A 19,099-nucleotide genomic window follows, 5' to 3' on the forward strand; every position below is an offset into this window, starting at 1 on the left:
CCCGCCGTCCGTTCCGTCGTCCGTCTTCCTTCGTCCGTCGTCACGTCGTCATGAGAGGAGAGCCCTGTGGCCCGTACCCCCGCCGAACTGGTCGGCGCGCAGCCCGGACCGCCGTACGAGTTCGCCTTCACCTTCGACGGCCGCACCGTCACCGCCCGGCCCGGCCAGTCCGTCGCCGCGGCGCTGTGGGCGGCCGGGATCCTCGCCTGGCGCACCACCCGCGTCGGCGGCCGGCCGCGGGGCGCGTTCTGCGGCATCGGCCAGTGCCACGACTGCCTGGCGACCGTCAACGACCGTCCCAACCGTCGCACGTGCCTCACCCCGGCCCGTCCCGGCGACGTGGTCACCACGCAGGAGGGCCACGGCCATGACCGCCACGCCGTCTGAGCGGTACGACCTGGCGGTCGTCGGAGCCGGTCCGGCGGGGCTGGCCGGGGCCGTGACAGCCGCCGAACGGGGACTGCGGGTCGCCCTGTTGGACTCCTCCGCGCAGACCGGAGGCCAGTACTACCGCCACCCCGCACCGGCCCTGGGCGCGACCCGCCCCGAGGCCCTGCACCACGACTGGCCGGTCTACGCCGAGCTGCGCGCCCGGCTGGTCCGCGGCGGGGCCGAGCACCTGCCCGGCCACCACGTGTGGACCGTGACGCGGGACGACGCCGACGCGGGCTGGTCCGTGCACGCGGTCACCGGAGCCGACGGCGACGAGACGCCCGTACGCGTCCGGGCCCGCGCGGTCCTGCTCGCGACCGGCGCGTACGAGCGGCACCTGCCGTTCCCCGGCTGGACGCTGCCCGGAGTGGTGGCCGCCGGGGGCGCGCAGGCGATGCTCAAGTCCGGTCTGGTGCTGCCCGGGAGGCGCGTGGTGGTCGCGGGCAGCGGGCCGCTGCTGCTCGCCGTCGCGACGGCGCTGACCGCGGCGGGCGCGCGGGTCCCGGCGCTCGTCGAGGCCGCCGGCTACCTGCGGTACGCCCGCAGCCCCCGGGCCCTCGCCGCGAACCCCCGCAAGGCGGCCGAGGCGCTGCTGCACGGCAGGGCCCTGCTGCGGCACCGGGTGCCCGTGCGGACGGCCGGCGCGGTCACCGAGGCGCACGGAACCGACCGCGTCGAGGCCGTCACCGTCATGCGGATCGACCGCGACTGGCGGCCGGTCCCGGGCACGGAGCGGCGCATCGCCTGCGACGCCGTCGCCGTCGGCCACGGCCTGGCCCCGCAGATCGACCTGGCCACCGCCCTGGGCTGCGCCACGCGCACCCTGGCGGACGGCACGACGGCCCTGCGCCTCGACGACGGCCAGGAGACGAGCGTGCGCGGCATCTGGTCGGCGGGGGAGACCGGGGGCGTGGGCGGCGCCGAACTCGCCCGCGTGGAGGGCGAGGTGGCCGCTGCGGCGATCGCCGCCCGGCTCGGGTCGGGCCCCGGCCCGGACCGTGCCACGCGTCGCCGCCGCGACCACCTGCGCGCCTTCGCCGCCGTCATGACCGCCGCGCACGCCCCCGGACCCGGCTGGCCGCACTGGCTCACCGACGACACGGAGGTCTGCCGCTGCGAGGAGGTCACCGCCGGCCGCATCCGCGAGGCGACCGGCACCCTCGGCGCCCGTGACCCCCGCACCGTCAAGCTCCTCACCCGCGCGGGCATGGGCTGGTGCCAGGGCCGCATGTGCGGCCAGGCGGTCGCCTGCCTCGCGACCGCGGGCGAACCCTCGGGGCCTTCCCAGCCCGCGCCCGCGGCGGCCTCCGGGCCGTCGGCCGATAGCGGGCGGTCGGCCGATTCCGGGCGGTCGGCCGATTCCGGGCGGTCGGCCGATTTTGGGGCGTCGGGCGCCTCCGCCCCGTCGACAGCCACCGCGCCGTCTGCCGCATCCGCGGCCGCGCCGCCCGAGCGCCGGCTGCTCGCCGTACCCGTTCCGCTCTCCGTGCTCGCCACGCTCGACGAGCCGCCGGAGGCCACGCCCGGCGACCGTGCGTCCACCGACTCCGCGCCCACCGACCCCACGCCCGACGCTCCCACGCCCGCCACCCCCACACCGACCGACCCCGATCCGACCCGCTGAACCGGACCCGCGACACCTGTTCCTCCCGAAAGGTTCCCGCACATGGCTCTCCGCACCGCCCCCGTCTGTACCCCCGAGCGCCCCTGGCGCGGCATCATGGTCGCCACCGCGCTGCCCCTGCGCGCCGACCGCTCGGTCGACTTCGACGCGTACGCCGCCCACGTCCGCTGGCTGCTCGACAACGGCTGCGACGGCGTCGTGCCCAACGGCTCCCTCGGCGAGTACCAGACCCTCACCGACGACGAGCGCGAGCGCGTCGTGCGGACCGCCGTCGAGGTCGCCGGCGGCGCGCGCGTGATGCCCGGCGTGTCCGCGTACGGCAGCGGCGAGGCGCGCCGCTGGGCCGAGCAGGCCGCGGAGCTCGGCTGCGGCTCCGTGCTGCTGCTGCCGCCCAACGCCTACCGCGCCGACGAGGCCGCCGTACGCGCCCACTACGCCGAGGCCGCCGGCGCCGGCGTGCCCGTCGTCGCGTACAACAACCCCGTCGACACCAAGGTGGACCTCACCCCCGAGCTCCTCGCGCGGCTGCACCGCGACGGAAGCGTCGTCGCCGTGAAGGAGTTCAGCGGCGACGTCCGCCGGGGCTACGAGCTCGCCGAACTCGCCCCGGACCTCGACCTGTTGATCGGCGCCGACGACGTCCTGCTCGAACTCGCCCTCGCCGGGGCGGTCGGCTGGATCGCCGGCTACCCCAACGCGCTGCCCGCCGCCTGCGCGGAGCTCTACCGCGCCGCGGTCGCGGGCGACCTGGACACCGCCCTGCCCCTGTACCGCACCCTGCACCCGCTGCTGCGCTGGGACTCGAAGACCGAGTTCGTGCAGGCCATCAAGCTCTCCATGGACCTCGCCGGGCGGCCCGGCGGCCCCACCCGGCCGCCGCGCCTCCCGCTCGACGCGGAGACCGAGGCCGTCGTGCGCGCCGCCACCGAGAAGGTCCTCGCCGAGACCCGCTGAGGGAAGGAGCGCGCCCGTGCGCACCCGCCACGTCTTCCACGCCGTCGACTCGCACACCGAGGGCATGCCCACCCGGGTGATCACCGGGGGCGTCGGTGTCGTCCCCGGCGCCACCATGGCCGAACGCCGGACGTACTTCGCCGAGCACCTCGACCACCTGCGCACCCTCCTCATGTACGAGCCGCGCGGCCACGCCGCCATGAGCGGCGCGATCCTCCAGCCGCCGACCCGCCCCGACGCCGACCACGGGGTCCTCTACATCGAGGTCTCCGGCCTGCTGCCGATGTGCGGCCACGGCACCATCGGCGTCGCCACCGTGCTCGTCGAGACCGGCATGGTGGCGGTGACGGAACCCGTCACGACCGTGCGCCTCGACACCCCCGCCGGTCTCGTCTCCGTCGACGTCCGCGTCGAGGACGGCGCGGCGCGCGAGGTCACCCTCACGAACGTGCCCGCGTACTGCGTCGCCCTGGACGCCAAGGCCGAGGTGCCGGGACTCGGCACGGTCACGTACGACCTCGCCTTCGGCGGGAACTTCTACGCCTTCGTCGAACTCGACGCCCTGGGGCTGCCGTTCGACCGCGCCCACAAGGACGAGCTGCTCGCCGCCGGGCTCGCGATCATGGACGCGATCAACGCCTCGCCGCAGCGGCCCGTCCACCCCGAGCAGCCGGAGATCGCCGGGGTGAAGCACGTCTACCTCGCCGCGCCCGGTTCCGACGCCCACCGCTCCCGGCACGCCATGGCCATCCACCCCGGCTGGTTCGACCGCTCGCCCTGCGGGACCGGCACCTCCGCCCGGATGGCCCAGCTGCACGCCCGCGGACTGCTGCCGCTCGGCCGGGACTTCGTCAACGAGTCCTTCATCGGCACCCGGTTCACCGGGCGGCTGACCGAGGAGACCACCGTCGGCGGGCTGCCCGCCGTCGTGCCCACGGTCACCGGCCGCGCCTGGATCACCGGCACCGCCCAGTACTTCCTCGACCCGGACGACCCCTTCCCCGGAGGCTTCCTCCTGTGACCGCGACCCCCGCGACGCTCACGTCCCACAACCCCGCCGACCCGGCCGACGTCGTCGTGCAGCTCCCCGCCCCCGGAGCCTTCGCCGTCGCCGACGCCGTCGAGCACGGCCGCGCCGCCCAGCAGGAGTGGCTGCACGCCGGCGCCGCCGCCCGCTCCGCCGCGCTCGCGGCCGTCGCCGACGCCGTCGACGCGGCCGCGCCCGAACTGGCCGCGCTGGCCGTCCGCGAGGTCGGCAAGCCGATCACGGAGGCGCGCGCCGAGATCGCCCGCACCTCCGCCATCTGGCGGTACTACGCCCAGGCCCCGTACGAGCCCGCCGGCGCCGTCCACGAGCCCGCCGCCGGCGCCGGGCTGCTGCTCACCCGGCGACGGCCGCACGGCGTCGCCGGACTGATCACGCCGTGGAACTTCCCCTACGCCATCCCCAGCTGGAAGGCCGCCCCGGCGCTCGCCGCCGGCAACGCCGTCGTCCTCAAGCCCGCCCCCGAGGCCACCGCCTGCGCCCTGCGCCTCGCCGAACTGGTCCAAGGGGCCCTGCCCGACGGCGTGTTCACCGTCGTGCCCGGCGGGGCCACGGAGGGCAACGCGCTCGTCTCCTGCGCCGACGTCGTCTCCTTCACCGGCTCCACCGCCGTCGGCCGGACCGTCGTGCGCGCCTCCACCGGCCGGGGCGTCCCCGTCCAGGCCGAGATGGGCGGGCTGAACGCGGCGATCGTGCTGCCCGACGCCGACCTCGCGCGCGCGGCGGCGCACCTCGCCGCCGCCGTCGCCGGGTACGCCGGGCAGAAGTGCACCGCCACCAGCCGCGTCATCGCCGTCGGCGCGGCCCTCGAACCCCTCCGGGAGGCGCTCCGCGAAGCCCTGCACGCCCTACCCGTCGGCGACCCCGCCGACGAGACCACCGTGTGCGGCCCGCTCATCGACCGCGCGGCCCGGGACCGGGTCGCCGAAGCCGCCCAGGGCCTGCCCGTCCTGGCCGGCGGCGGCGCACCGCCCGACGGCCCGGGCTGGTACGCGCCGCCGACCCTCGTCGAGAAGGCCGAGCCCGGCCACCGGCTGCTCCGCACCGAGGTCTTCGGGCCCCTGGCGGTGCTGCTGCCCGCCGACGACCTCGACCACGCGGTGCGCCTCGCCAACGCCGTGCCGTACGGGCTGGTCACCTCGGTGCACACGGCCGACCTGACCGCCGCCCTGCACGGCCTCGACCGGCTCGACACCGGCATGATCAGGATCAACGCGCCGACCACCGGCGTCGACTTCCACCTGCCCTTCGGCGGCACCAAGGACTCGAGCCACGGCCCGCGCGAACAGGGCCGGGCCGCCCTGGACTTCTACACCTCCAGCCGCACCTACACGCTCACACCCTGAGACGGGTGACGGCGGGACGCCCCCGTACGCTTCCCGGGTCGCCCCGCCGTCGCCCCGCCCAGGAGCCCCCGTGACCGAGCAGCCCGCACCGACCGCCGAACCGTTCCTGTACGTCGTCGTCTGCGCCGCCGGCATCGCCTCCGGCGTCGACCGGCTGATCGGCGCGGCGCAGGACCGCGGCTGGGCCGTCGGCGTCGTCGCGACGCCGACGGCGCTCGGCTTCCTCGACACCGAGGCGCTCGTCGCGCGGACCGGCCACCCGATCCGCTCCGCGTGGCGCACCCCCGGCGAACCGCGCCCGCTGCCCCCGGCGGACGCCATCGCCGTCGCACCCGCCACCTTCAACACGATCAACAAATGGGCCGCCGGCATCGCCGACACCCTCGCCCTCGGCATCCTCTGCGAGGCGTACGGCCTCGGCATCCCGACGGCCGTCCTGCCCTGCGTCAACGACGCCATGGCGGCCCACCCCGCCTACCCCCGCAGCCTCGACCGCCTCCGCGAGATGGGCGTCCTCATCGGCGCGGGCGCGTCCCCGCGACCCGACGCCTTCCCGTGGGTGGAGGCCCTGGACCTCCTCGCGCCCGTCCTCGAGGAGCGGAGGGCCGCCTGAGCCGGCCGGCCGGCTCGGGGCGTATACCACCGCGCCGAAAGGCCGGCGTACGAATTGCGGGAATTCCGCCGGGGAGGGGGCAATCGGCGCACACTCGGACTCCGCGTACGAAGACCGCACGGGATGTCCCGAGACCCACAGACGGCGAGGCGACCCATGGATGCACCGACGACCCGGACCGCCCCGCCCGCCCGGCCCGTGCCCCTGCGCACCGCCCGGCCCGGGAGCGACGGCGAGCACCTGGTGCAGGTGCGCACCGGTACGGCCGGGCGCGCCGACAAGTTCTACGCCGAGCAGGTCCTGGACCGGCTGAACGCGCGGATGCGGGAGTTCGTCGCCCGGCAGGAGATGTTCTTCCTCGCCACCGCCGACCGGCACGGCCACTGCGACAGCACCTTCCGCGCCGGCCCGCCCGGCTTCCTGACCGTCCTGGACGAGCGGACGCTCGCCTACCCCGAGTACCGGGGCAACGGGGTCCACGCCAGCCTCGGCAACCTGGAGGAGAACGCCCACGTCGGCATCCTCATGGTCGACTTCCTGCGTGACCGCATCGGACTCCACGTCAACGGCAGCGCCCGCGTCCTCACCGACGCGGAGCTGCGCCGCGACCACCCCGGACTGCCGGTCGACCCGGTGCCCGGCCGGCGGGCCGAGGCATGGGTCGTCGTCACCGTCGACGAGGCGTACGTGCACTGCGCGAAGCACATCCCGCACCTGCAGAAGATGCCGCTCACCGGTCCGGCCCGCGCCTGGGGCACCGACGACTTCCGGCGCAAGGGCGGGGACTTCTTCGGCGCCGCCGCCGAGGCCGCCGAACGCGGCCCGTACGCCCCGCCGCCCCGCACCGGAGCCGCGCCCTGGCGGGAGCAGCCGCCCGCGGAGCCGGCCCGCGCTAGTTCCGGCTCAGGATTCGTGTCACGCCTGCGACGACGGCTGTCGTGAGCAGCCAGCCGGCCGCGATCAGCGCGTACGCGAGCCACTGGCTGAGGTCGTCCGTCCAGTACCAGGCCGTGCGGTGGCCCAGCCCGCCGAACGGGATCAGCAGGTCGAGCGTGTACACGAACGGCTGGAACGGCGCCCCCTCGCCGGGCTTCACCGGCGTGGGGGAGTGCGCCCGGAACACGAGCGTGCCGCACAGGGTCAGCGCCGTCAGCCAGACGCCGGCCAGCCACGGCCGGTAGCCGTGACCGACGGTCGCGTCGAGCATGCCGCCCCAGAGCCGTCCCGTGAGGTGCAGCGTGCGGCGGTGTCGGCGCTGCTTGCCCAGGAGCACCCGGCGCGCGTACGTCTCGTGGCCCATCTGCCTGTACCATGCAGCCAGTTGCTCGTACGGCTGCGGGGCGTACCCCGGCGTGCACGCCAGCCACGCGAGCCGGCGGTGCAGGTCGCCCCGGTCGAACGTCGTCCCGGAGTCGAGCGCGTCGTAGACGAAGCCGTCGAGGAGGAGCCGCTCCGGCCAGACGTCCTCCGCGTCCCGGTACGACGTGACCCGGGCGGCCCTGAGGTCGACGGTCCCTGCGGGCGGCGCGGCCGTGCGCAGGTCCAGATCGCCCGCCTGCAGCGCCGTGGCGACCAACTCGCCCTCCAGGCGCGCGCCTTCGAAGGTGAGCAGATCCTCGATCCGCGCCTTGCGCAGCCGTACCGCGCCCTCGGCGGTGAAGCCGCCCGAGCAGTCGACGGCCGACGCGGACAGCTGCCCCGCGACGAGCGCGTCCCCGCCGGGATTGCGCAAGGTGGCGCCCGTGAGGAACAGGCCGCGAGGGAGGACCGCGCCGGGCAGCCGCAGCCCGCCGGCGGTGGTCAGCCGCTGGGCGAACACCGCGCCTTCCGTGGCGAGCCCGCCCGCCATGACGGCCCACTCCCCGGGGCCGGAGATCCGCGCGTCGACCAGGCTGACCTCACCGGCCACGGTCGCGTTGGACAGGACCAGGCCCTCGCCGTCGAGCACGGAACCCTGGAGCCGGACCGCGCCCTCGATCCGGGCGAGCCGCGCGTCCAGGCCGGGCAGCCGGCTTCCCTTGATCCGGACGGTCCGCGCCGAGGTCCCGACGAGAACCACGGTCTCGTCCAGCCGGCAGCCCTCCAGAGAGAGCGCGTGCGTCAACTCCGCGCCCGACAGGTCGAGTCGTCCGGTGATCCGCGCCCCGGCCAGCCGCAGCGCCGGCACGGAGCCGGAGGAGCCGGCATGCGCACCGAGCAGCAGCGCCGCCACCACGGCCGCGCGCACCGACCGTCCGTCGCCCCACTCGGCGTCGCCCGCCGGATCGTCGGCCCGCGGGTCGCCCGACCGCAGATCGACGGTACGGCCCTCCGGGAAGGCGTCCCACAGCTCCCGCTCGGGCGGCGTCAACTGGTCGTGGTTCAGCACCCCTTGAGGGTAGGCCGCGCCTGCGTCAGACGGTGGGGCGGGTGCCGGGGGTGTGGCCGAAGGTGCGGCGGAAGACGTCGATGAAGGTGCTGGCGGAGGACCAGCCGCAGCGGTGCGCGACGACGGTGACGGGGGTGTCGTCGGCCAGGAGGACCAGGGCGTGGTGGAGCCGGATCTGGGTGCGCCACTGCGGGTAGGTGAGGCCGAGGTCGGCGCGCAGGCGGCGGGAGAGGGTGCGGGCGCCGGCGCCGATCTGGCGTCCGAGGTCGTGGAGGGAGCGGTTCTCGGCCGGGTCGGCGCGCAGGATCTCGTGCAGCTCGCGCAGGAGCGGGTCGGTCGGGGCCGGCAGGTGCAGGGGTTGCTCGGGCGAGAGGGTGAGCTGGTCGAGCATGACGGCGCGCAGGCGTCGGTGGGCCGGGCTGTCGTCGTCGGGGTCGCGGGTGTAGGCGACGATGAGTTCGCGCAGGAGCGGGCTGACGGCCAGGACGGCGGGCTCGTCCAGGCCGAGGGGGTTCTCGCCGGCGGGCAGGCCGACGAGGTGGAGGTCGAGTTCGCCGTGGGCCTGGTGCTGGTGGACGGTGCCGGCGGGGATCCAGAGCGCGCGGGTGGCGGGGGCGACCCAGGAGCCGGCGTCGGTGGTCACCGCGATGGTGCCCCGGCTGGCGTAGGCGATCTGGTGGTCGTCGTGGCGGTGCGCGTCGATCTCCCCGCCGGGCGCCAGGCGTTGGGTCCGGGTCGGGGCCACCGGGGTGTGGCGGATTTTCTGCATCACCTGTCAATCTAGCGAAAGCGCGACACCGGCTGGTTCTCCCAGCATGGGACGGGTGCGAAGGAACACATCGATCTCCCTGCTGGCCGTGGGGCACGCCTGTGTCGACATCTATCAGGGCGCCGTCGCGGCGCTGATCCCGTTCTTCGTGGCCGAACGGGACTACACCTACGCGGTCGCGTCCGGCATCGTGCTGGCCGCGTCCCTGCTGTCCTCGGTGGCCCAGCCGGTGTTCGGCGCGCTCACCGACCGATGGGCGATGCCGTGGCTGCTGCCGGTCAGCACCCTGCTGGGCGGCGTGGGCATCGCGCTGAGCGGCCTGAGCGGCTCCTACGGGCTCACCCTGCTCTTCGTCGCCGTCTCCGGCGTCGGCGTGGCCGCCTACCACCCGGAGTCCGCCCGCCTGGCCCGGCTGGCCAGTGCAGGCAGCCACAGCGCGATGAGCTGGTTCTCCCTCGGCGGCAACATCGGCTTCGCGCTCGCCCCGCTCATGGTGGCGGCCGCGATCGGACACGGCTCCCTGCGCTGGACGCCCGTCCTCGTCCTCCCGGCGCTCGCCGGCGCGGCCCTGTGCCTCCCCGTCCTGCGCATGCTCGACCGGCCCCGGACGGGCACGGCCGGGACGCGGGCGCCTCGCAGCGCGGACGACATGGCCTCGTTCGTAAGGCTGTCCCTGGCGGTCGTCTTCCGCTCCGTCGTCTTCACCGGCCTGAGCACCTTCGTCTCCCTCCACGCCCAGCAGCGCATGGAGGGCAGCGCCACCGCGGGGACCGTCGCCCTGTTCCTGCTGTTCCTGGGCGGCGCCTTCGGCTCGGTCCTGGGCGGATCCCTGGCCAACCGCTACGACCGCGTCCGCGTCTCCCGCTGGTCCTACCTGCTCTCCGTCGCCGCCGTCACCGGAGTGATCCACGCACCCGGACCGGCCATGTTCCTCTTCGTGGCCCTCACCTCCGCCGGCCTGTACGTCCCCTTCTCCCTGCAGGTCACCCTCGGCCAGGACTACCTGCCCTCCCGCGTCGGCACCGCCGCCGGCGTCACCCTCGGCCTCACCGTCAGCGTCGGCGGCCTCGTCAGCCCCCTGCTGGGACACCTCGCCGACACCACCGACCTCAGGACGGCCCTCACCCCCCTGATCGCCATGCCCGCCCTGAGCTGGCTCCTCTTCCGGACCCTGCCCGAACCCACCCCACCCGGGGCCCTGCGTCGGACAGCCCCTAGTGCCACCACATCCGGGACCTGGAAGGAAGCCGGGCGCGATTCCACTCCCGTTCCTGGAACGCCCCCCGGACGTCCTGGTGGTCCGCGCCGCGCGCCCGGACGTACGCGTCCATGATGGCGTCGTACTCGCGGACCGCCTCCTCGTGCCGGCCGGTCTGCCCCAGGTTCCACGCGAGGTCGTGGCGGACGGCCAGCGTCTCGGGGTGCTCCGGGCCCTTCACCCGGGCGAAGTCCGGGGCGGCGGCGGCCAGCAGCCGCGCCGCCTCGGCGTGCCGGCCCGATCTGCCGAGGTTCCAGCCGTGGTCGTGGCGGGCGGACAGGCTGTCGCCGTGGTCCGGCCCGCGCATCCGGAGGTACGCGTCGAGGAAGCTCTCGTACTCGGCGGCCGCCTCGGCGTGCCGTCCGGACTTGCCCAGGTTCCAGGCGTAGTCGTGCCGGGCGATCAGCGCCTTGGGGTGCTCGGGCCCGCGGACCCGCAGGAATGCCTCGATGAAGTCCTCGTACTCGCGGACCGCCTCGGCGTGTCGGCCGCATTTGCCGAGGTTCCAGGCGTGGTCGGGGCGGGCGGCGAGCACGTCCTCGTGCTCCGGGCCGCGCACGCGGATGTACGCGCGCATGAACGAGTCGTACCGCTGGGCCGCCTCCGCGTGCCGGTCGGTCTGCCCCAGGCTCCACGCCTGGTCGTGGCGGGCGGCCAGGGTGTCCGGGTGCTCCGCGCCCTTGACCCGTGTGAGGTCCGGCAGGACGTCGTCGAACACCAGCAGCGCCTCCGCGTGCCGTTCGGCCTTGCTGAGGTTCCAGCCGCGGTCGTAGCGGGCGGCGAGGGTGTCGGAGTTGTCCCGGCCGCAGACCCGCACGTAGGCGTCGACGAACTCTCCGTACTGGCGGGCCGCCTCCGCGTGCCGGCCCGCCTTGCCCAGATTCCACGTCAGGTGGTGGCGGGCGGTCAGCGTCGTCGGGTGCTCGGGGCCCTTCACGCGCGTGAGATCGCCGACGGCCCGGTTGAGCAGCGGCACGGCCTCCGCGTGCCGGCCCGACTTCCCGAGGGCCCAGGCGTGGTGGTAGCGCGCGTCGACGGTGTCCGCATGCGCCTCGCCGAGCGCCTGGGCGCGGTACTCCGCGAGCTCGGCGTACAGCGCGGCCGCCTCGCTCCACCGCTCGCCCGCGGTGGCGGCCTGCCCGCGGGCCTCCAGATCCGCCGGATCGGCGGTCCGCGCGCCGCCCGCCGCGTCCCGGCCGTCTCCTGGGGCCGGGGCGAGGCACGTGCGCAGCCGGTCCCGCAGCTCCGCCGCCGACGCCGGCCGCAGGTCCGGGTCCTTCGCCAGCAGGTCCGCCACCAGCCGGTCCAGCGCGGCGGGCAGGCCGGGGCGCAACGCGCTCGGGGGCTCCGGGGTCTCGCTGATGTGCGCGAAGATCTGCGCGTGGTAGTCCAGCACCCCGAACGGCGTGCGCCCGGTGAGGAGTTCGTGGAGCACGCAGCCCAGCGAGTACAGGTCGGAGCGGCCGTCGCCGGTCTTCCCCTTCAGCCGCTCGGGCGGCATGTACGCGGGCGTGCCGATGACCCGGCTGGCCATCGTGACCGTGGACAGATAGCGGGCGATGCCGAAGTCGAGGATCTTCACCCGGCCCGACCCGGTCAGCATGAGGTTGTCCGGCTTCAGGTCCCGGTGCACCACGCCTGCCGCGTGCGTCGCGGCCAGGGCGTCCGCGACCTGCGCGATCCAGTCGACCGCGTCGGCCGGCTCGGGCGGCCCGTCCTGCCGCAGCACCGAGCGCAGATCGCGGCCGGAGACCAGCTCCATCACGAGGAAGACCGCGCCGTCGTCCTCCTGCCCCAGGTCGTACACCGTCACCACGCCCGGATGCGACAGCCCGCCGGCGGTCCGCGCCTCACGGAAGAACAGGTCCAGCATCTCCTGCGACGACGCGTGGTCGGGGATGACCTTCACCGCCACCCGCCGCTGCAGGCGCCGGTCGTCAGCGGCCCAGACCTCTCCCATCCCGCCCCTGCCCAGCAGTTGCCGGAGCTCGTACCGTCGAGCCAGCACCCGACCCGCCACCAGGACCCCCTGTCGTCGTGTTGCGGTGACCCAGCCTACGAACTCCGGGACCGTGCGCTCCACCGGACTGCCGATGCTCCGTCCAGGTCGGCAACGCCCATGGCAATCCGGTTTGTTGTGGCGTTCCGCGCCATCCGCGCGAGGCGTTGCACGCCAGTACGGTCACCCCTCCGCCACCCCATAGGGAGGACCCGTGCCCCCACTGCGCACCCTCGCCCGGACCCTTGCCGGACTGCTCCTCGTCCCGCTCCTCGGCCTCGCCCCGCCCGGCCCCGCCGCCTCCGCTTCCGACTCCGTCTCCGGCGCCGCCTCCGTCGTCCCCGTCCCGGGCACGCTGAAGTCCTACCCCGTCGACGGGGTCTACAGCGCGGGCATCTCGTCCGGCGGCTACATGGCCACGCAGCTCCATGTCGCCTATTCCGGCACGTTCGACGGCTCGGCCGCCTTCGCGTCCGGCCCGCAGTACTGCGCCCAGAACAGCCTCGCCACCGCCCTCAACGCCTGCATGGAGGTCACCCAGGACCTTCAGGCGGCCAGGCTGCGGCAGCTCACCGCCGACTGGTCGGCCCAGGGGCTGGTCGACGACGTCGCCCAGCTCGCCGGCGACCGGGTGTACGCCTTCAGCGGCGCGTCGGACTCGACCGTCGAACGCCCCGTCGTCACCGCCCTCGCCGAGTACTTCGCCCACTTCGGCGCCGACGTCCGCTACGACCGCAGCACCGCCGCCGGGCACGCCTGGATCAGTCCGCTCGGCCCGAACGCCTGCACCGCGACCGCCACCCCGTTCCTCAACGACTGCGGGATCGACCCCCAACGAGACATGCTCGGCCACCTGTTGGGCCGTACGCCCGCCGCGCCGGCCGCCGCGCCCGGCGGCACCCTGACCCGGTTCGACCAGAACCCGTACGCGCCCGGCGGCGCCGCCCGCGCGATCTCCATGGACGACCAGGGCTTCGTCTACACGCCCGACTCCTGCGAGCAGGGGGCGGTGTGCCGGATCGTGGTGGCCCTGCACGGCTGCAAGCAGGGCTACTCGTACCAGGGGTTCGGCACGACGTTTGTCGACAAGGCGTACCTCAACGAGTACGCCGACACCAACGGACTGATCGTGCTCTACCCGCAGGCCGTCGCCACCACCTCCCTGGAGAACCCCAACGGCTGCTGGAACTGGTGGGGTTACCTCGGCGACGCGGACTACGCCCGGCACGGCGGCGACCAGATCGAGACGATCATGGCGATGGTCCGCGCCCTCGGCGGAGGCGGCGAGCCGGGACCGCCGCCCGCCGGCAGCGTGAGCCTGCCGAGCCTCGACGCCGAGGACGGGTACGTCAAGGCCGGCGCGGACGGCTCCGGTGCGGCTCTCGGCACGCTGGAGGGCACGTACGGACTGGCCGTCGGCCGCGGCAGCGACGGCCGGTACAACCGCACGGTGCTGTCCTTCGACACCTCCCGCATCCCGGCGGACCGGCGGATCGCCCGGGCGTACGTCACGCTGACCCGGTCCGCCGGCTCCGGCGACCCGTGGGCGAGCCCGCCGGGCAACCGGCTCCTCGTCGACGTCCAGCACGGCTGCCTCGGCGGCTGCGCGCCCGAACCGGGCGACTGGGGCGCGGCCCCGACCGCGCCCGGCGCGGCCGAGGTCGCCGCCTTCGCCTCGGGTTCCCGGTCCTCCACCGACCTGTCGGCCGCCGGGCTCGCGGCGATCGACAGGTCGGGGCGGACCCAGCTGCGGCTGCGGTTCGAACAGAACCAGACCGCGGCGGCCTATCTGTTCGTCAACCGCGACACCCGGGCGACGCTCACCGTCGTGTACGCGTGAGGCTCCGCGGGAGGCGTCACGCCTCCCGCAGCCGGCCGTCGCGCAGTTCGAGCCGGCGGGTCGGCGCGATCCCGTCCAGGAAGCGTTCGTCGTGGCTGACCACGACGAACGCGCCCCGGTACGCGGTCAGCGCGCTCTGAAGCTGCCCGACGCTCACCAGGTCCAGGTTGTTCGTGGGCTCGTCGAGCAGCAGCAGCCGGGGCGCCGGCTCGGCGTGCAGCACGCAGGCCAGGGTGGCGCGCAGCAGCTCCCCGCCGGACAGCACACCGACCGGGACGTGCGCCTGCGCCCCCCGGAACAGGTAGCGGGCCAGCAGGTTCAGCCGGTCCGCCTCGGGCGTCCCGGGCGCGGCGGCCGCGAGGTTCTGCGCCACCGTCAGCTCCCGGTCCAGGAGGTCGAGCCGCTGCGTCAGGTGCGCCACGCGGCCCTCGGCCCGGCGCACCTCGCCCCGGTCCGGTTCCAGCTCCCCGCCGAGCAGCCGCAGCAGCGTCGACTTGCCCGCCCCGTTCGCCCCGGTCAGCGCGATGCGCTCGGGGCCCCGGACGACGAGGTCGGCGTCGGCGAACAGCTCCCGGCCGCCGCGCGAGGCCGCCAGGCCGGTCCCCGTGAACAGCGTCCGGCCGGCCGGGACGTCGGTGTCCGGCAGGTCCAGGACGAGCCGCCGGTCGTCGCGGACCGCCCGGCCCGCCTCGTCCAGCCGGGCCCGGGCCTCGTCGACCCGCGAGGCGTGCATCCGGCCCGACCGCCCGGCCGCCTCCTGCGCGCCGCGCTTCATCGTGCCGGCGAAGATCCGGGGCAGTCCCGCGTCCTTGAGGTTCCGGGCGGCGTTCCCGGCGCGGCGCTCGGCCCGTTCCCGTGCCAGCCGCATGGCCCGCTGCTCACGCTTGAGCTCCTGCTCGGCGGCGCGCACCCCGCGTTCCGCGGCGTCCTGCTCGACGCGGACGGCTTCCTCGTACGTGGTGAAGTTCCCGCCGTACAGCCGCAGTTCGCCGCGGTCCAGTTCGGCGATGCGGTCCATCCGGTCGAGCAGCTCACGGTCGTGGCTGACGACCAGCAGGCAGCCCTGCCAGTCGGCGAGCACGTCGTGGAGGCGCTCCCGCATGCGCCGGTCGAGGTTGTTGGTGGGCTCGTCCAGGAGCAGGACGTCGGGACGCTTGAGGAGCTGCCCGGCGAGACCGAGGGCGACGATCTGACCGCCGCTGAGCGTGCCGAGCCGGCGGTCGAGGGCCACGTCGCCGAGGCCCAGCCGGTCCAGTTCGGCCCGGCTGCGCTCCTCGACGTCCCAGTCGTCGCCGATGACCTCGAAGTGCCGCGCGTCGGCGTCGCCCGCCTCGATGGCGTCGATCGCGCGTACGATCGGCGCGATGCCGAGCACCTCGGCGACGGTCGGCGCGGGCTCGGCGGCGGCCAGCGGCAGGTCCTGGGGCAGGTGGCCGAGGACGCCGGACACGGTGACGGTGCCGGCGGCCGGCCGGTGCCGTCCGGCGATCAGCCCGAGCAGCGTGCTCTTGCCGGCGCCGTTGGGCGCGACGAGGCCGGTGCGGCCGGGGCCGACGCTGAAGGACAGGTCGGTGAAGACGGGGGTGTCGTCCGGCCAGGCGAAGGACAGCCGGGAACAGGTGACAGTGGCGTGCTGAGACATGGTGGGAGACCTCGGGTGCGCCGCAGGGCGCGCCGCGTACGGCTCTGCCGGGGCGCGCGGCACTGCGGGAGGCGGAAGAAGGGCAGACGGGAATCGGCCACCCACGGCAGCGCGTCGTTCACGCGCCGGCCGGTGGCCTGCACCGCGGGGATCACCCCGAGATGTCTACGTCACCTGCCACGTTTCGCTCCTCGGTCGCGTACGGGTCCTGCCGCCGTACGGGGTCGCTCCGACCCTACGACATCCCCGGGCGCGGCCGCCTCTCCTTTTCGGCGCGCCTCGGCGACAGACCCCGGCTACGGCCCCCGGCTACGGTGCGGCGGGGCGGGTCGCCTTCAGGACGCCGATCTTGTCGATCCGGTGCTCCGGGTTGCCGTTGGCGTCCCGCCAGAAGTTGCCCTCCGCGTTGTCCTCGGGGGTGGCGCACGTGGAGAGGGTGATCATGGCCCTGGCCGGCTTCTCGCCCGGCTCGCCCGGGACCGCCGCGCGCTGCGCGGCCAGGGAGGCGGCCGAGCGGAACGAGGTCTCGCGGGTGGCGGTGATCTCGTACTCGTAGACCGTGTCGCCCGCCGTGACCAGCACCGAGTCGCCCACCTCGACGGCGGGCAGCTCGCGCAGCGGGCCGCCGGCGGACAGGCGGTGCGCGGTGACCAGGTAGTTCCCGACGTCCCCGGGGCCGACCCCGCCCCGCTTCCCGTACGGGCTGGCGGCGACGCCGCGGTCCTGGATGACGGTGCCGGGCCGGTCGTCCGTGGTCCCCTCGTACGGCACGACCTTCAGGTCCCGCACGCCGATCGACGGGATGTCCAGCTCGGCGGCGCGCGGCCGCACCGTCGGGGAGGGCTCGGGCGAGGGCTTCGCCGCGGGGGTGGAGGAGGGCGCCGCGACCGCGGGCGCGGTCGTGGTCGTGGTCGTGGACATGGAGGGGACGGAGGCCGAGGCCAGGACGTTCTTCGAGGCGTCCGGCAGCCGTCCGGCGTCGCTCGTGCCGGCGCATCCGACGACGAGACCCACGGTCAGGGCGGCGAGTGCGGTGGCGGCGGTGCGTGTACGGAGCATGGTCTTCCAGGATGCGCCGAAAACCGCCGGCGGGAAACCCCGGGCCGCGCCGGACGCGTCACACCCCCGCCGGCGCCGGCCGGGGCCCCGCCTCGTAGTCGGGGAGCACGACCGTGCTCACCTTCTCGCCCTCCTTGAGCATCAGGTTCAGCAGGGTGCGACGGCTCAGCAGGCCGTTGCGGAGGCGCAGCCCGGTGCGGGTGGCGGGGGCGAGGAACGCGCCGGTGCGGTCGCCGCCCTTCTGGCACTGCTCCGCGTAGCCGCGCAGCAGGCGCTCGTACCGGGCGAAGGCCGTGCGGTGGTCGCCGCCGGCCCGTGCCAGCTCCCCTGCGAGCACGTACGCGGCGACGACGCCGGTACCGGTCCCCATGCCGCCGATCGTCGCCCCGCAGGCCGCGTCGCCGAGGAGGGCGACGCGCCCGGCCGACCACGACGGCACGTCCGCCCGGCTGATCGAGTCGAAGTACAGCTCGGGGGCCTGCCGCAGCGAGTCGAGCAGCCCCGGCACCTCCCAGCCGAGCCCGTCGAACGCCTCGGCGACCAGCGCCTTCTGCCGCTCCTGGTCGTGCCGGTCGTACGCCACCTGAGGTGAGGCGAAGACGAAGAAGGCCCCCGCCCTCGCGGGGTCCCGGTGGTCGACGCCCACGCTCGCGAGCCGCCCCGGGGCGTTGAAGCCGACCGAGCCCTCGCGGATGCCCAGGTGGTTGGGCAGGGACCAGGTCGCTGCGTAGTACCCGAGGTGGGTCACGTAGTCCTCCTCGGGGCCGAAGGCCAGCCGGCGCACCTGGGAGTGCAGTCCGTCCGCGCCGACGACCAGGTCGAACGTGCGCGGGGCGCCGTGCCGGAAGGTGACGTGCACGCCCTCGGCGGTCTCGTGCAGGGCGGTGACCGAGTCCCCGAAGACGTACTCGGTCCAGGGCGCGCTGTGCTCGTGGAGGACGCGCGACAGGTCCCCGCGCAGCACCTCGACGTCCCCGCCGGCGAACTCGCCGGGCAGGTGCAGCAAGGTGCGGCCGCGCTCGTCGACGAAGCGCATCGGGCTGCCGCCGGTGCGGATGCGGCGCAGTTCGTCGAGGACGCCCATGCGCCGCAGGACGGTCAGATGCGTCTCGCCGCGGAAGTCGACCGCCTGCCCGCCCTCGCGCAGGGCCGGGGCGAGCTCGACCACGGTGGGCCGGAAGCCGTGGCGGCCGAGCCAGTGGGCCAGGGCCGGGCCGGCGATGCCGGCGCCGGAGATCAGCACGTTCTTGTTGAGCATGGGAGCCCCCTTGAAACTGTGTCCGACGGACGCTGTTTTCTTCTGTGTACGGTAGACGCAGTTTTGGGCGCCTGGCAAGGGCGGACGGTCAGGGGCCCGGGGAAGGCGGACGAGGGGAGCGGACGATGGGCGAGCTGCGCGACGGGGCCGCGGAGGTGCCCGGAGAGGCCGGACTGGGCGCCGCCGCACGGCTCCTGTGGGAGCCGCAGCCACAGCCCGCGCGCGGGCCGAAGCGGGCGCTGAGCCTGGAGCGGATCGCGCGCGCCGGCATCGAGATCGCCGAGTCCGACGGGCTCGCCGCGCTGACGATGCAGCGCGTCGCCGCCCTCGTCGGGGTCACGAAGATGGCGCTCTACCGCTACGTCCCGGGGCGCGCGGAACTCGTCGCGCTGATGGTGGAATCGGCGCTGGGCGAGGCCCCCGCCCCGGACCCGGAGGGAACCGGCTGGCGAGACCGGCTCGACGCGTGGGCCCGCCACATGGCCGAGGTCTTCCGGCGCCACCCCTGGCTCCTCGACGCCACCGTCGGCCCCCGGGTCCTCGGGCCGCGCGAACTCGCCTGGATGGAACGGGCCCTGGCCGCCCTGGACGCCACCGGACTGACCGGCGCCGAACGGATGGACGCGGTGGTCCTGCTGGCCGGGCACGTGCGCGGCATCGTCCAGCAGTCCCGCGCGGCCGGCCCGGAGCCCGGCGGACCCGAGGCCCAACTCGGCGCGACCATGGGTGCGTTGATGCGCGTGCACGGAGAGCGGTACCCGGCGGTCCGGGCCGCCCTCGCCTCCGTCGCGCAGGACGGCGGGCAGGACCAGGCCCTGGAGTTCGGCCTCGCCCGCATCCTCGACGGACTCGGCCTGCTCATCGACGGGCGGTCGGCCGGCTGAGCCCGCGG

The 19,099-nt window shown here is 75.2% G+C and carries 16 protein-coding genes; 10 read left to right on the forward strand and 6 right to left on the reverse strand.

Features of this window, described 5'->3' with window-relative positions:
• Positions 1–66: 66 nt before the first annotated feature.
• The 7 genes from ACNJ93_RS30595 to ACNJ93_RS30625 all read left to right on the forward strand — a co-directional run bounded on the left by ACNJ93_RS30595 (position 67) and on the right by ACNJ93_RS30625 (position 6,956).
• Positions 67–387, forward strand: coding sequence for a (2Fe-2S)-binding protein (locus ACNJ93_RS30595; RefSeq protein WP_418960703.1), 321 nt, complete (start codon positions 67–69; stop codon positions 385–387).
• Complete coding sequence (locus tag ACNJ93_RS30600) at positions 368–2,056, forward strand: FAD-dependent oxidoreductase (protein ID WP_418960704.1); 1,689 nt, start codon at positions 368–370, stop codon at positions 2,054–2,056. Before ACNJ93_RS30595 ends, ACNJ93_RS30600 begins: the two co-directional genes overlap by 20 nt.
• Positions 2,057–2,098: 42 nt before the next feature.
• Positions 2,099–3,010, forward strand: coding sequence for a dihydrodipicolinate synthase family protein (locus ACNJ93_RS30605; protein ID WP_418960705.1), 912 nt, complete (start codon positions 2,099–2,101; stop codon positions 3,008–3,010).
• A gap of 16 nt (positions 3,011–3,026) precedes the next feature.
• Positions 3,027–4,031: a proline racemase family protein gene (locus ACNJ93_RS30610; protein WP_418960706.1), complete on the forward strand. Its 1,005-nt coding sequence runs from the start codon at positions 3,027–3,029 to the stop codon at positions 4,029–4,031.
• Complete coding sequence (locus ACNJ93_RS30615; RefSeq protein ID WP_418960707.1) at positions 4,028–5,401, forward strand: aldehyde dehydrogenase family protein; 1,374 nt, start codon at positions 4,028–4,030, stop codon at positions 5,399–5,401. Before ACNJ93_RS30610 ends, ACNJ93_RS30615 begins: the two co-directional genes overlap by 4 nt.
• Positions 5,402–5,471: 70 nt before the next feature.
• The gene (locus ACNJ93_RS30620) at positions 5,472–6,014 is read left to right on the forward strand and encodes a flavoprotein (protein ID WP_418960708.1); all 543 of its coding nucleotides are present in this window, start codon (positions 5,472–5,474) and stop codon (positions 6,012–6,014) included.
• A gap of 156 nt (positions 6,015–6,170) precedes the next feature.
• A complete protein-coding gene (locus tag ACNJ93_RS30625) occupies positions 6,171–6,956 on the forward strand; it encodes a pyridoxamine 5'-phosphate oxidase family protein (protein WP_418960709.1) in 786 nt (261 codons plus the stop codon).
• Here the strand turns inward: ACNJ93_RS30625 and ACNJ93_RS30630 are convergent.
• Together ACNJ93_RS30630 and ACNJ93_RS30635 are read right to left on the reverse strand one after the other, a co-directional pair.
• Entirely contained in the window at positions 6,907–8,382 is a 1,476-nt protein-coding gene (locus tag ACNJ93_RS30630) for an oxidoreductase (protein ID WP_418960710.1), read from the reverse strand. The two genes, ACNJ93_RS30625 and ACNJ93_RS30630, sit on opposite strands and share 50 nt — an antisense overlap.
• Positions 8,383–8,407: 25 nt before the next feature.
• Complete coding sequence (locus ACNJ93_RS30635; protein WP_418960711.1) at positions 8,408–9,151, reverse strand: AraC family transcriptional regulator; 744 nt, start codon at positions 9,149–9,151, stop codon at positions 8,408–8,410.
• 55 nt (positions 9,152–9,206) lie between these two features.
• Between ACNJ93_RS30635 and ACNJ93_RS30640 the strand changes: the two genes are divergently transcribed.
• On the forward strand, positions 9,207–10,484 hold the full coding sequence (locus tag ACNJ93_RS30640; RefSeq protein WP_418960712.1) for an MFS transporter: 1,278 nt from the start codon (positions 9,207–9,209) through the stop codon (positions 10,482–10,484).
• Here the strand turns inward: ACNJ93_RS30640 and ACNJ93_RS30645 are convergent.
• A complete protein-coding gene (locus ACNJ93_RS30645; protein ID WP_418960713.1) occupies positions 10,366–12,492 on the reverse strand; it encodes a protein kinase domain-containing protein in 2,127 nt (708 codons plus the stop codon). The genes ACNJ93_RS30640 and ACNJ93_RS30645 overlap by 119 nt on opposite strands.
• Before the next feature lie 130 nt (positions 12,493–12,622).
• On the opposite strand from ACNJ93_RS30645, the gene ACNJ93_RS30650 reads away from it, so the two are divergent.
• Entirely contained in the window at positions 12,623–14,248 is a 1,626-nt protein-coding gene (locus tag ACNJ93_RS30650) for a poly(3-hydroxybutyrate) depolymerase (RefSeq protein WP_418960714.1), read from the forward strand.
• A 16-nt stretch (positions 14,249–14,264) separates the two neighbouring features.
• Here the strand turns inward: ACNJ93_RS30650 and ACNJ93_RS30655 are convergent, their stop codons facing one another.
• From ACNJ93_RS30655 to ACNJ93_RS30665, 3 genes are all read right to left on the reverse strand, one after another.
• Positions 14,265–15,890 carry an ABC-F family ATP-binding cassette domain-containing protein gene (locus tag ACNJ93_RS30655; protein ID WP_418960715.1) on the reverse strand — a complete coding sequence of 542 codons (1,626 nt, stop codon included), beginning with the start codon at positions 15,888–15,890 and terminating at the stop codon, positions 14,265–14,267.
• A gap of 309 nt (positions 15,891–16,199) precedes the next feature.
• Positions 16,200–16,949 (reverse strand): class E sortase, encoded by a 750-nt coding sequence (locus ACNJ93_RS30660; RefSeq protein ID WP_418960716.1) that lies wholly within the window; start codon positions 16,947–16,949, stop codon positions 16,200–16,202.
• A 58-nt stretch (positions 16,950–17,007) separates the two neighbouring features.
• Entirely contained in the window at positions 17,008–18,207 is a 1,200-nt protein-coding gene (locus ACNJ93_RS30665) for an FAD-dependent monooxygenase (protein ID WP_418960717.1), read from the reverse strand.
• A 125-nt stretch (positions 18,208–18,332) separates the two neighbouring features.
• On the opposite strand from ACNJ93_RS30665, the gene ACNJ93_RS30670 reads away from it, so the two are divergent.
• Complete coding sequence (locus ACNJ93_RS30670; RefSeq protein ID WP_418960718.1) at positions 18,333–19,091, forward strand: TetR/AcrR family transcriptional regulator; 759 nt, start codon at positions 18,333–18,335, stop codon at positions 19,089–19,091.
• The last annotated feature ends 8 nt before the right edge of the window (positions 19,092–19,099 follow it).

Source organism: Streptomyces tritici (assembly GCF_048500665.1).
Taxonomy (GTDB): Bacteria; Actinomycetota; Actinomycetes; order Streptomycetales; family Streptomycetaceae; genus Streptomyces; species Streptomyces tritici.

What these genes read in the sequence shown, in the direction of transcription:
- ACNJ93_RS30665 (WP_418960717.1), bottom strand. Translation starts at nt 18,207, where the DNA reads ATGCTCAACAAGAACGTGCTGATCTCCGGCGCCGGCATCGCCGGCCCG.
- ACNJ93_RS30605 (WP_418960705.1), top strand. Translation starts at nt 2,099, where the DNA reads ATGGCTCTCCGCACCGCCCCCGTCTGTACCCCCGAGCGCCCCTGGCGC.
- ACNJ93_RS30660 (WP_418960716.1), bottom strand. Translation starts at nt 16,949, where the DNA reads ATGCTCCGTACACGCACCGCCGCCACCGCACTCGCCGCCCTGACCGTG.
- ACNJ93_RS30625 (WP_418960709.1), top strand. Translation starts at nt 6,171, where the DNA reads ATGGATGCACCGACGACCCGGACCGCCCCGCCCGCCCGGCCCGTGCCC.
- ACNJ93_RS30670 (WP_418960718.1), top strand. Translation starts at nt 18,333, where the DNA reads ATGGGCGAGCTGCGCGACGGGGCCGCGGAGGTGCCCGGAGAGGCCGGA.
- ACNJ93_RS30600 (WP_418960704.1), top strand. Translation starts at nt 368, where the DNA reads ATGACCGCCACGCCGTCTGAGCGGTACGACCTGGCGGTCGTCGGAGCC.
- ACNJ93_RS30655 (WP_418960715.1), bottom strand. Translation starts at nt 15,890, where the DNA reads ATGTCTCAGCACGCCACTGTCACCTGTTCCCGGCTGTCCTTCGCCTGG.
- ACNJ93_RS30635 (WP_418960711.1), bottom strand. Translation starts at nt 9,151, where the DNA reads ATGCAGAAAATCCGCCACACCCCGGTGGCCCCGACCCGGACCCAACGC.